We start from the raw sequence: 12990 nt of genomic DNA on the forward strand, positions 1-12990 counted from the left end.
TGTAATGGAACCGTCTAACCATAAGCTCATTATCTACCAACTATTGCCCCGGCTGTTTGGCAATACTAATACCACCAATAAATTCTACGGTTCGGTAGAGGAGAACGGCGTTGGTAAACTGAACGACATTAGCGATAAAGCATTGCAGGAGATTGCCGCAATGGGTTTCAGTCATGTATGGTATACCGGTGTAGTTGAACATGCCACCATGACCGACCATTCGGCGCTTGGTATCAAACCAGACGATCCTGATGTGGTAAAAGGCCGCGCCGGCTCGCCTTACGCCATCAAAGATTATTATGACGTTGCTACCGACCTGGCTGCTGATCCGGAGTTCCGCATTTCTGAATTTAAAGAGTTAGTAGGCCGTACGCATTCTGCCGGGCTAAAGGTGATTATTGATTTTGTACCTAATCACGTAGCACGTACCTATGCATCTGACGTGAAACCCAATGGCGTTCGTGACATAGGGGAAGACGATAATACAACGATCGCCTTTTCGCCCGAGAATGATTTTTATTACCTGCCGGGTCAGCATTTTAATGTACCTATTGGCTATAACCCTGGCGGGGATGAATTTAGTTCGCCTTTAAAGGATGGCAAGTTTGATGAATTCCCGGCAAAAGCTACGGGTAATGATGTATTCAGCGCCTCTCCAGGCATAAATGATTGGTTCGAGACTGTTAAGTTAAACTATGGCGTGTATATTCCGGGCGGGGGGCGCACTAACATTGATGGGCCAACTCCTCTGTGGCTAAAAATGGAGCATATTCTCAGCTACTGGGTTCAAATGGGCGTAGATGGTTTCCGGTGCGATATGATTGAGATAGTCCCGGTTGAGTTTTGGTCGTGGATCATCCCCAAGCTAAAGGAAAAGTATCCGCATCTCATCTTTATTGGGGAGGCTTACGCCAAGGGGCAGTACTCCAACTATATTCATAACGGGCATTTTGATTACCTGTATGATAAAGTTGGCCTCTATGATGCAATACGGAGCTTGACCTGCAATGAATGGGAGGCAAGCACCTGGCAGATAAATGATGTTTGGAACAACCATACCAGGGGAATTGATGAGCACATGCTCCGCTTTATGGAGAACCATGATGAGCAGCGGGTGGCCAGCCGCTTTTTCGCCAGCGATCCGTGGCTTGCTGTACCAGGGCTGGTGGTGAGCGCCACCTTATCCACCGGGCCGCTAATGATATACGCAGGGCAGGAGGTAGGCGAACCAGCTGAAGGTGCAAATGGTTTTAGCGGCGATGATGGCCGTACCACCATATTCGACTACTGGGGAATGCCGGAACTTCAAAAATGGGTAAACGATGATAAATTTGATGGCGGGGGACTTTCTGAAAATCAAAAATCCTTACGGGCATTTTACAGCAAGCTCCTTAATACTGTAAAAGACAACCGCGTTTTTGCAGAAGGTAGTTTTTATGAGCTGATGATAGCTAACGAACGCCAGCCTGGGTTTGATACAAAGCTTTACATCTATTTAAGGTATACCAGCAATCAGCGGGTAATGATTGTTGCCAACTTTAACAGGGAGGATCGCCAATTGGATGTGCAACTACCTCATGACTTGCTCGAACAAATTAATATAAGCGGTCATCAGGTATTTACGGATATGCTTACCGGGGCAACTTTTACTACAAATAACATATTTATGGGGATAAATGTCTCCATTACAGCTTCCTCTGCTTTATTGCTAAACTTCTAAAGGATAAGACAGAGTCGGTGCTAAAACATCGTCGTCTTACCGGGTGTAGCTGATACGAATCTGGATATCACCCGCCTTAACAATTATTAATATTGTAAATCTTCTTGCACAATCATCCTTATAACTACTTTGGCTTAATTATCGCTTGAATATTGGTTTAGAAATCGTTATTTAGCTGATTACTAATTGCAGATAAAAGAATTTTGAGCTTTGTTGAGTATAAATTAACAAGGCAGCACAGATATAGAAGTTTCACATGGAAGAAAAAGTACCTAATCCCGAGTTGTTAACAGCGCGCCTTCTGGTAACTGAGGACATTGTTGTTGACGAGGAAGAATTTCACCACCTTAATAACCCTGCCGATGGCATTAAACCCATCGTTAAAAAATATCTCGGCGTACCCAATCACGCCGAACAAAAAGGCAACAAGTTTATATTTACTGATGGTGATGCAAGCGTTGAGGTAACTATTGTTACCAAAGACATTATCAGGGTTCGTCTTGCACCGCACAGCGTTTTCCTGGAGGAGTTCTCTTACGCCGTACCCGAGCTGCCTTCTAAAGCCGTTAAATTTGAGCTTACAGAGAACGATTTAGAGTTTAGGGTATCTACCGAAGCTATAAACTGCCACATACGCAAACAAGACTTTTTTATCTCTTTCTCTGATAAGGATGACCACGTCACCAGTACCGATGCTGTGCCGATGCACTGGGAAGAGAACACCAAGTTTGGCGGCTATTACGTGTTCTGCACCAAAAAATGCGATACTAACGAAAGCTTTTTTGGCCTTGGCGATAAAGCCACGGAGTTTAATTTGCGAGGTAAAAGGCTGAAGAACTGGAATACCGATGCTTACTCTTACAGCTGGAACCAGGATCCGCTTTACCGCTCTATACCGTTCTACATTAGCGTAAACGAAGGGATTGCCCATGGTATTTTCTTCGACAATACGTTCAAAGCACACTTTGATTTTGGTGGTGAAGACACTACTAAAACCAGCTTTTGGGCAGATGGCGGCGAGTTACAATACTATTACATCCACGGCCCGCATATGATGGATGTGGTAAAGAACTACCACATACTTACCGGTACACACCCAATGCCCCCTTTATGGGCTTTGGGTTACCACCAGTGCCGCTGGAGCTATTACCCCGAAAATAAAGTAAGGGTTATTGCCAACGGCTTCCGTAAAAACAAGATCCCGTGTGACAGCATCTACCTTGATATAGATTATATGGATGGGTACCGCTGCTTTACCTGGAATAAAAAGTATTTCCCTGATCCGCGTAAACTTCTGGAAGATCTTTCTGCTAATGGCTTTAAAACGGTTGTGATCATAGATCCGGGAATTCGGGTAGATGATAACTACTGGGTATTTAAAGAAGGCAAGGAGAAGAAATATTTCTGTCGCCGCAGCGATGATTACTTTATGGAAGGCCATGTATGGCCAGGCCGTTGCCAGTTTCCTGATTTTACCAACCCAGAGGTACGTGCCTGGTGGGGAGACCTGTTTGACGAATTGGTGGACCTTGGTGTAGCAGGCGTTTGGAACGATATGAACGAGCCTGCGGTGTTTGGTTCGGGGACTTTCCCTGACGACGTGCGCCATCAATATGACGGCTATCGCGGTAGCCACCGTAAAGCGCATAATGTTTACGGCATGCAAATGGTGCGCGCCACCTACGAGGGTCTACGCAAGCAAATGAAGAACAAGCGCCCATTCACCATTACCCGTGCAGGATACGCTGGTGTACAGCGTTACTCATCTGTATGGACGGGTGATAACGTGGCGTCATGGGAACACCTTAAAATAGGTAACGTTCAGTTGCAGCGCCTTTCGGTATCCGGCATCTCTTTTTGCGGGACAGATATTGGCGGTTTCAGTGGCGAGCCTGATGGCGAACTTTTTACCCGCTGGATACAAATGGGTACGTTCTCTCCGTTTATGCGCGCGCACTCCGCGGGTGATACCAAAGAACGCGAGCCATGGAGCTTTGGCGAGCCGTTTACCAGCATCAACCGCAAATTTATAGAACTTCGTTATCGCTTGCTGCCTTATCTTTATTCGGCATTTTGGGAGCATCATCGCTACGGCTTCCCTATACTGAGGCCGGTTGTAATGCACGACCAAGCAACCGTGTCTAACCACTTCCGCCAGGATGAGTTCTCCTTCGGCGATAAAATATTGGTATGCCCGGTATTGGAGCCCGGTCAGCAAAGCCGTAAGGTATACCTGCCTAAAGGTACCTGGTACAACTTCTGGAGCCTGGAACCTGTAGAAGGCGGGCAGGAAGTTAGTGTTGCCACACCAATAGACATCATGCCGTTGTTTGTGAAAGCTGGATCGGTTATACCGGAATACCCAGTAATGCAGCATACCTCCGAGCGGCCGATAGAAGAAGTTAAGCTGAATATCTATTACAGCGATTATGAGGTAAACTCGTTCTTATTTGAAGATTATGGTGAGACATTTGCGTACGAACAGGATATCTATCTGGAAAAGAAATTTATTGTAAAGGGTACAGCTGATACGCTGGCCATTAAGCAAAGCATGGAAGGATTGTATACACCGAGGTACGAAGGCTACCACTTTAAGCTGAACGGCCTGCCATTTGTCCCAACTAAAATTGTAGCAGACGGTAAGGAGATAACCGAAATAGCTGTGAATGCTGATAAAACTTACGAGTTTAAGTTCCCTAAGAACTTCAAACAGATAGAGATATCAAAATAGTATCAGGCCCCGTGAGGGGCTTTATTGTTTAAACAGATGGAGTGTTTACCAAAAGTTTATTTGTACCGGCGCGTGCTAAATGCTAAGCTGTTTATTGATGCAAATTTTGATCAGTCAATCGATCTTGATATTATAGCAGGCGAGGCATACTTCTCTAAATTTCATTTTATCAGGATATTTAAAAAGGTTTACGGCAAAACGCCGCATCAATACCTTATATGGGTAAGGCTGCAAAAAGCCGGCTTGCTTTTACAAACTGGCTTGAGCATACCAAATGTATGTTTTGCCATAGGCTTTGAAAGTGTTAGCACCTTTACCACATTGTTTAAGGCATCTTTTGCTACAACACCCGGCACTTACCAGCAACAACAAATTGCGCGTCTGCAAGAGATGAAAGAAGCGCCTTTGAAGTTTATTCCTAACTGTTTTGCGCAAAAGAATGGCTGGATTAATAAATAGCAATTTTCGATAAGTCTGCCGGGTTGCTTAAAGTGATATTTGTTTAAACTAAACGAACATACAAAATGATCACCAAACTTAATCATGTAAGCGTTTTTGTGCTGGATCAGGACAGTGCTTACGATTTTTATGTAAACAAACTTGGCTTTAAGGTACATACTGATGCTGCGATGGGCCCCGGTATGCGCTGGCTTACGGTTTGCCCACCGGAGCAGCCGGACCTTGAAATATCATTAATGGCCATTGCCGAAGGTATGATGTTTAAAAAGGAAGCCGCCGAGCAGATGCGGGCCCTGGTTAGCAGTGGTACTTTTGGCTTCGGTGTTTTTGAGTGTAAAGATCTGATAGCGACTTACGAAGAGCTTAAGACTAAAGGTGTAGAGTTTACTAAAGAGCCAACAAAGGAGTTTTACGGTTTCGAGGCGCTTTTCAAAGACGACTCGGGCAATTGGTTCTCGTTGGGTCAGGCGGATACCAAGTAACAACAGCGCGCGCCGCAGGCAACGCAATTAAGCTGTTTACCAGCGATTAGTCGGCGCAAACACTATCGCAGTGTAACCGCCATTAGTAATTAGGGGATGAACTGTCCCGGAGTGTCCCGCTTTTTAGTGTCCCAACGTCAAAATTCAAGATCCTTATAAATGGTTTAGTCGGGTCGATTACAGTATATTGCGAGATTTATCTAAACTTTTTGTACTGTCCCGGGGTGTCCCGCTTTGTTGGCGTAAATAGCTGACATTTAATACAATATCTATTTTAGGTGGCCCGGCTGTCCCACTCTCAAAGCGGGACACCTGCGGCACCTTTTTGCTTAAGAGCCGTTGGCTTATAGCATTTGGTTTTTTGTATAACCGGAAACATCTACAGCCAATGTATGTTCAATAATTATATATTTGACAAACAGGAACCGTTTCCTGCAACCAACTAACCTGGCGCAGTCCGCTACATCTGATCATGGCAAAGCTAATTAAGAAACCCTCAGACGAATTGAAAGAATCAAAGCCAATTAAGATTAAGAAAGAACAAAAGCTGAAGAGTGAGAAAGAAAGCTGGCCGGAATCTGAAGAAGTAAAGGTTAAAAAGCCGGCAAAAAAAGCAACAACCGGCAAGGCGAAGGCTGCACCAGAGAATATTGTTGCGGAATCGCCGCAAATAATGTCAAATTCTGTTGAACCCTACAGCCGGTTTACTGATTTCGACATCGACCTGTTTAAATCAGGCAAGCACTTTAAGCTTTACGAAAAGCTAGGATCGCATGTAGTGGAGCATAATGGCATTACAGGTACTTACTTTGCCGTATGGGCACCTAACGCGCAGCATGTATCGGTTATTGGCAACTTCAACGGTTGGAACCGTGAGTCGCATCCGCTTAATTACCGTTGGGACGCTTCCGGTATATGGGAGGGCTGGATCCCAAATGTGGGTAATGGCGAAACATACAAATACTTTATCAAATCATCTACAGGGGAGAACCTGGAGAAGAGCGACCCTTTTGCGCTTCGCTGGGAATTGCCACCGCATACAGCTTCCATAGTCTCAGATACTTATTACGAATGGAGTGACCAGGATTGGATGGCTAAGCGCTATCAATACAATGCGCTGGATAAACCATGGTCGGTTTACGAGATGCATGTAGGCTCGTGGGCACGCAGTCCCGAAAGCCCGGACGAGTTCCTGAGCTACCGGCAGCTTGCCGAAAAACTGGTGCCCTACATAAAAGAGATGGGCTTTACACACGTAGAGTTCATGCCAATAATGGAGCACCCTTACTACCCAAGCTGGGGATACCAGATCAGCGGTTTCTTTGCAGCATCCTCTCGATACGGTTCACCACAAGATTTGATGTACCTGATAGAAGAACTGCACAAGGCTGATATAGGTGTGATACTGGATTGGGTTCCGTCCCATTTCCCCGGTGATGCGCATGCATTATATAATTTTGACGGCACGCATCTTTATGAGCATGCCGACGTACGTAAGGGCTTTCACCCGGATTGGAAGTCATACATTTTCAACTATGGCCGTAATGAGGTGAGGGCTTTTCTTATCAGCAATGCATTATTCTGGCTGGACCGTTACCATGTGGATGGCTTAAGGGTAGATGCAGTGGCATCAATGCTTTACCTCGACTACTCTCGTAAACATGGCGAATGGGAGCCAAACATATATGGTGGTAACGAGAACCTTGAGGCGATATCCTTTTTAAAGGAGTTCAACTCAACAGTATTCAGCCATTTTCCTGATGTGCAAACTATAGCTGAAGAGTCGACGTCCTTCAACGGCGTTAGCAGGCCGGTTTACACCGGAGGGCTCGGTTTCGGTATGAAATGGATGATGGGCTGGATGCATGATACCATCAACTACTTCGCGGAAGATCCTATCAACCGCAAGTACCACCAGGACAAGCTTACGTTTAGCCTGGTATACGCGTTTACCGAAAACTTTATGCTGCCCTTCTCTCACGACGAGGTGGTATACGGTAAAGGCTCAATGCTGGGCAAAATGCCAGGTGACGATTGGCAGCGTTTCGCTAACCTGCGCCTGATGTACAGTTTTATGTATACACATCCCGGCACTAAATTACTGTTTATGGGCAGCGAGTTTGGTCAGACCGCGGAGTGGAACTTCCAGCAATCGCTTGACTGGCACTTGCTGCAGTATGATAGTCACAATGGTATTAAAGAAGCGGTAAAAGCTATCAATCACCTTTATAAGTCTGAACCGGCGTTATACGAACGGGCATTCGACTGGACAGGCTTTGAATGGATTGATGCCAGCAATCTGGCAGACTCAATAATTGTTTACTTACGAAAAGGAGTAGACGCTGCAAACGACCTGGTAGTCGTGCTGAACATGACACCTGTAACGCGAAGCAATTACCGCATAGGTCTGCCCGCAAGCGGCACATGGAGTGAGATATTCAATTCAGATGCTACAGCTTACTGGGGCAGTGGTTCGCTCAATACAGAGCCAATAGTTTCTGAAGCTCAAGCGTGGCACGGAAAAGAAAACTCAATGCATGTAAATGTTCCCCCATTGGCAGTTTCTATCTTCAAGAAAACACAAGCAGCAATTAAAGCGGAATAAACGTATGAGTGGAAAGTTTTTTTATCTATACCTTATAGGTGGCTTTGCAGCACTTGCGCTGCTTATTTACGAGTTAATAACTGCTTCTGGTGACGTAAATGGCAGAGGTGTGCTCTTCTATATTATTCCAACTATTTTGTTGTTTTATATGGCTTATAAAACGTGGCATGTAAAAAACGATCAGGAGCTGATGTAAGCTCCTGATCGTTATTCAGCTTCTAATTGAGCTTTAGCTTGTGCAATTTTATCAGCTTCTTCTTTAGGCAGCTCAGGATATTGCATTTTTAATCCTTTTAGTGTCTCGAGGATAATAGAGGAAATAGCAATCCGGGTAAACCACTTTTTATCTGCCGGTACCACATACCACGGGCTGTCAGTTGTGCTTGTTTCCTTGATGGCCTGTTCGTACGCGTCCATGTAATCGTCCCAACGTTCACGTTCTTCAAGATCACCAAAAGCAAACTTCCAATTCTTCTCCGGATCTTCTATCCGTGCAAGAAAACGTTTCTTTTGTTCTTTTTTGGATAGGTGCAGAAAGAACTTGATAATTACTGTGCCTTCGGCATTAAGGTGTTTCTCAAAGTTTCTTATGCTTTCGTATCTCTGCTCCCAAAACTTTTTCTTAATGTCTTTTACATCTGTAATACGTGGGATGCTCTCTTTCAGAATAAACTCCGGGTGCACTTTTGTAACCAGCACATTCTCGTAATGCGAGCGGTTGTGTATACCTATGCGTCCGCGTTCTGGCAAGGCCTTGTAGTGCCGCCACAAAAAATCATGCTCATAATCTTCGCTGGTCGGCTGTTTAAAACTGTAAACCTGGCATCCTTGAGGATTTAAGCCAGACATGGTGTGTGCTATAGCACTGTCCTTACCTGCAGCATCCATCGCCTGAAAGATCACCAGCAACGAATAGCTGTTAGCCGCATACAGCTCCGTTTGAAGCTTGGCAGTTTGCTTAATCAGATCGCTTAGCAGCTCTTCCGATTCTTCTTTTTTGAATCCTGCGGTGTCGTCAGTTTCCAGCTTATCCAACGAAAACTTTTCGGTATTTACTATCCTGAACCGGTCGGCAATTTCCTTCATCTTTATTTCTTTAATTCACCTGTTTCACGTAACATACATCCGTTAGTACGCCGTGCATTGTAGAGCGCGTTTCCGGTATGCTTAAATGAGTAATAGATGTGCAGCTTATATGTTTTCAGAATATTGATGTTTTGCCTAAAACAAAAAAGCCCTGCAATAAACGCAGGGCTTTTATATCTAGAAGTTTTGTGATTTACAACTTGCCAATTTCCTGTACCAGGTCAATTAGTTTGTTTGAATAACCCCATTCGTTATCGTACCAAGATACAACCTTAACAAAGTTCTCGTTCAGAGCGATACCGGCTTTAGCATCGAAGATAGAAGTGCGAGAATCGCCTTTGAAATCTTCTGATACTACTTCGTCTTCAGTGTAACCTAAGATACCTTTTAATTCACCTTCAGAAGCTTCTTTCATAGCAGCTTTAACAGCATCGTATGAAGTCGCAGTTTTAAGGCGAACTGTTAAGTCAACTACAGATACGTCAGCAACCGGAACACGGAATGACATACCAGTAAGTTTGCCTTTAAGTTCCGGAAGAACCAAGCCAACAGCTTTAGCAGCGCCGGTTGATGAAGGGATGATGTTCTGGTAAGCACCACGGCCACCTCTCCAGTCTTTAGCAGACGGGCCATCAACTGTTTTTTGAGTAGCAGTTACTGCGTGGATAGTGCTCATCAAACCTTCTTCGATACCAAATTTATCGTTCAGTACTTTAGCAATAGGGGCTAAACAGTTGGTAGTACATGAAGCATTAGAAACTATGTTCTGATCTGCTTTAAGTTGTTTGTGATTAACACCCATTACAAAGGTAGGGGTATCATCTTTTGCAGGCGCGCTCATTACTACTTTTTTGGCGCCAGCATCAATATGTTTTTGAGCTGTTTCCTGGGTAAGGAACAAGCCGGTTGATTCGATAATTACTTCAGCACCTACTTCGCTCCATTTAAGGTTCGCAGGGTCTTTTTCAGCAGTTACACGGATGGTTTTACCGTTTACTACAAGGTGGCCGCCTTCTACAGCAACGGTACCTTTGAACTGCCCGTGGGTCGAATCGTATTTCAGCATGTAAGCCATGTAATCCGGCTCAACAAGGTCGTTAATACCTACTACTTCAACGCCTTCTCTTTCAATGGCAGCGCGGAAAGCTAAACGGCCGATACGGCCAAAGCCGTTAATTCCTATTTTCATGATTTTATTAATTTTTATTTGAATAATACGTCAGCAAATTGTTTATAGGTTCTTTTATGATGCCTGCTATTGTTATACCGGCGGCTTCGGCAGATTCATTCAAGTGCTCTTGAAAGTTAAACGCCACCGATCCGGCGAAATGAACAGGCGCCCCTGGATGTTCTTTCTGCAAAGGTAACAAATAGGTGTTAATCAGCTTAGTGAAACCTGTTTTAATGATATTGCGCAGATAAACATCGTCCTTATTTTGCAAGTAAAACTCAGAAAACGAGCTTAAATACAAAGCGGGCTGTTTTTGGCGGTATACTTTTTCCAGTAAGGTCTTACGGTCGGCATCGTAACTATGTTCAAATTTCTTGCGGAGATTTGATGGAAGGGTTTCGTTCATAAAACTTTTGATCAGTTGCCGGCCTAGCCAGTTGCCCGATCCTTCATCTGCTAAAATATAACCCAATCCGTAGTTGTTTGGTTTTACTTTTTTGCCGTCGTACCATGCCGCGTTGCTGCCACTTGCACAAATGCTTACAATACCCGGGTTGTTTTTACAACAGGCAATTGCTGCCGCGGCTATATCATGCTCTACAGATACCTTAGCAAACTTGAAAAATGAAGAAAGGGCGTTATGAACTACCCGCTGCCGCTCGGGCGAAGATGCACCTGCACCAAAGAAGTATATACGCCTTATTTCCTCCGCATGATGAATGAGCGTTATATTGCGGTTAAGCAGTTGAAGTATGTACTTTTCGTCGTTAAAGTACGGGTTTATTGCATTGGTATTAAAAGATGCAATTGTCCGTTCCTTGTCGGCTAGTCGCCAACCTGCATTGTTAGAGCCGCTATATACAACTGCCAGCATTTATATTGATAGGATTTCTGACATCTGCATCAAATCCTCTTCCAGTTTAAATGTATGTTGATTTAACGCTTCCTCCAGGCTGGTAAGTTTAATGTGGTTTGCCTCCAGGCCAACCATCATTTGTGATTTGCCGGCAAGCAGAGCGTTCACTGCTGCAAAGCCTAAGCGGCTTCCTAATATCCTGTCGAATGCAGATGGGCTGCCTCCACGTTGCAAGTGACCCAAAATGGTTACCTTAATATCGTAGAATTTAACCTGAGCGCGAACACGTTCGGCAAGGTCATACACACCACCGGTTTTATCACCTTCCGCAACAATAACTATACTGGAAGACTTCTTGTTGAACTGACCTGCTTTTAGATTTTCTATAAGCTCATCTATTGCCGTAGCTCTCTCCGGCAGCAGTATTGCTTCTGCACCGCAGGAAATACCCGCCCGCAAAGCTATAGCACCCGAATCCCGGCCCATCACTTCAATAAAAAACAAGCGATCGTGTGCATCAGCAGTGTCACGTATTTTATCAATAGCTTCTATTACAGTATTTGTAGCTGTATCGAACCCAAGGGTATAAGTGGAACCGTAAAGGTCATTATCTATAGTACCGGGCACACCTATCACAGCCATATCCGGAAATCTCTTAGAAAAGCGCAGCGCACCGGTAAAGGTACCATCGCCACCAATTACTACAAGAGCATCAATGCCGCGTTCTTTAGCGTTTTTATAGGCCAACTCCATTCCTTCATCACTACGGAACGGAAGGCAACGAGCGGTTTTTAAAATAGTGCCACCCAGGTTCAGGATATTACTTACCGAACGGGTGTTCATGTCATACATGTTGTTGTCGATAAGGCCCTGGTAACCCTGCCTGATACCAACAACGTCCAGGCCGTTATAAATGGCAGTACGAACTACCGCTCTGATGCAAGGGTTCATTCCCGGTGCGTCGCCGCCCGAAGTAAGCACCCCGATCTTTGAAATTTTATGCATATGTATACATTAAAATTAGTGGCACGAATATAAGGTGTCAAAATTACACACCATTAATTATTTTATTTTTTTTTGGATTAAGATTTAAGACTATATATTTAAACCTTTAACTTAATACACTAAGGGTGGAAGTAAAGTTACCTACATTTGACTCGGTTTTCTCTATCGACTGCGTAATTTTTGGCTTTGAAGCGGGAGAATTAAAAATATTACTCATCGAACGTAATGAGGAACCATTTAAGGACTGGCTGGCCTTGCCGGGCTATATTGTTGAGCAGGATGAAAGTATTGATGATGCAGCCGAGCGTATACTTTACGAACTTACCGGCTTGCGGGACTTGCATATGCAGCAATTTCACACGTTTGGAGAAGTAAAAAGGCACCCGCAGGGCCGGGTTATTACCGTTGCTTACTACGCACTGATACGCATAAACGGCCAGAAAGAGTTAAAGCCGGTTACGCAATACGCAAAATCAGCGTTTTGGCACCCGGTAAATGATCTGCCTAAGTTGGCGTTCGACCATAGTGAGATATTTAACACCGGGTTTAATAAGATCCGCCGCAGGTTGAACTACCAACCTATTGCATTTGAGTTATTGCCTGAGAAATTTACACTAACCCAACTACAGTCTTTATACGAGGCTGTACTCAACAAAAAGCTGGATAAGCGTAATTTTCGTAAAAAGATGCTGAGCTATGGTTTCCTTAAAGAACTTGATGAGAAGCAGAAAGGCGTATCGTACAGGGCGGCTAAGCTCTATAAATTCGATCGTCGAAAATACGCAAAGATTTTTCAGAACGAGCTGAATCTGGTTCAGTAAACCGATAAACAGGGGCTTTTAAAGCCCTTTTTTGTTAATATACCTCCTTTTACC

Annotated in this window: 11 protein-coding genes; 7 read left to right on the forward strand and 4 right to left on the reverse strand. The window is 44.4% G+C overall.

Annotation, left to right across the window (positions count from 1 at the left end; genetic code table 11):
* Nucleotides 1-4: 4 nt before the first annotated feature.
* The 6 genes from DYU05_RS20370 to DYU05_RS20395 all read left to right on the forward strand — a co-directional run bounded on the left by DYU05_RS20370 (nt 5) and on the right by DYU05_RS20395 (nt 8193).
* Complete coding sequence (locus tag DYU05_RS20370) at nt 5-1720, forward strand: alpha-amylase family glycosyl hydrolase (protein ID WP_117385018.1); 1716 nt, start codon at nt 5-7, stop codon at nt 1718-1720.
* A 256-nt stretch (nt 1721-1976) separates the two neighbouring features.
* Nucleotides 1977-4451: a glycoside hydrolase family 31 protein gene (locus DYU05_RS20375; RefSeq protein WP_117385019.1), complete on the forward strand. Its 2475-nt coding sequence runs from the start codon at nt 1977-1979 to the stop codon at nt 4449-4451.
* 36 nt (nt 4452-4487) lie between these two features.
* Nucleotides 4488-4910, forward strand: coding sequence for a helix-turn-helix domain-containing protein (locus DYU05_RS20380; RefSeq protein WP_117385020.1), 423 nt, complete (start codon nt 4488-4490; stop codon nt 4908-4910).
* A gap of 65 nt (nt 4911-4975) precedes the next feature.
* Complete coding sequence (locus DYU05_RS20385) at nt 4976-5392, forward strand: VOC family protein (RefSeq protein ID WP_117385021.1); 417 nt, start codon at nt 4976-4978, stop codon at nt 5390-5392.
* A 673-nt stretch (nt 5393-6065) separates the two neighbouring features.
* The gene (gene glgB, locus DYU05_RS20390) at nt 6066-7997 is read left to right on the forward strand and encodes a 1,4-alpha-glucan branching protein GlgB (RefSeq protein ID WP_235854076.1); all 1932 of its coding nucleotides are present in this window, start codon (nt 6066-6068) and stop codon (nt 7995-7997) included.
* A gap of 4 nt (nt 7998-8001) precedes the next feature.
* Entirely contained in the window at nt 8002-8193 is a 192-nt protein-coding gene (locus tag DYU05_RS20395; protein WP_117385023.1) for a hypothetical protein, read from the forward strand.
* An 11-nt stretch (nt 8194-8204) separates the two neighbouring features.
* On the opposite strand, the gene DYU05_RS20400 is transcribed toward DYU05_RS20395, so the two are convergent.
* The 4 genes from DYU05_RS20400 to pfkA form a co-directional block, all read right to left on the reverse strand.
* On the reverse strand, nt 8205-9083 hold the full coding sequence (locus DYU05_RS20400; RefSeq protein WP_117385024.1) for a polyphosphate kinase 2 family protein: 879 nt from the start codon (nt 9081-9083) through the stop codon (nt 8205-8207).
* A gap of 193 nt (nt 9084-9276) precedes the next feature.
* Nucleotides 9277-10272, reverse strand: coding sequence for a type I glyceraldehyde-3-phosphate dehydrogenase (gene gap / locus DYU05_RS20405; protein ID WP_117385025.1), 996 nt, complete (start codon nt 10270-10272; stop codon nt 9277-9279).
* A 7-nt stretch (nt 10273-10279) separates the two neighbouring features.
* Nucleotides 10280-11128, reverse strand: a complete 849-nt coding sequence (locus DYU05_RS20410) for a hypothetical protein (RefSeq protein ID WP_117385026.1) — start codon at nt 11126-11128, stop codon at nt 10280-10282.
* Nucleotides 11129-12115: a 6-phosphofructokinase gene (gene pfkA, locus DYU05_RS20415; RefSeq protein WP_117385027.1), complete on the reverse strand. Its 987-nt coding sequence runs from the start codon at nt 12113-12115 to the stop codon at nt 11129-11131.
* 125 nt (nt 12116-12240) lie between these two features.
* On the opposite strand from pfkA, the gene DYU05_RS20420 reads away from it, so the two are divergent.
* Nucleotides 12241-12936 (forward strand): NUDIX hydrolase, encoded by a 696-nt coding sequence (locus tag DYU05_RS20420; RefSeq protein ID WP_117385028.1) that lies wholly within the window; start codon nt 12241-12243, stop codon nt 12934-12936.
* Nucleotides 12937-12990 lie beyond the last annotated feature (54 nt).

Origin of the sequence: Mucilaginibacter terrenus, from assembly GCF_003432065.1 — a bacterium.
GTDB classification, from domain to species: domain Bacteria; phylum Bacteroidota; class Bacteroidia; order Sphingobacteriales; family Sphingobacteriaceae; genus Mucilaginibacter; species Mucilaginibacter terrenus.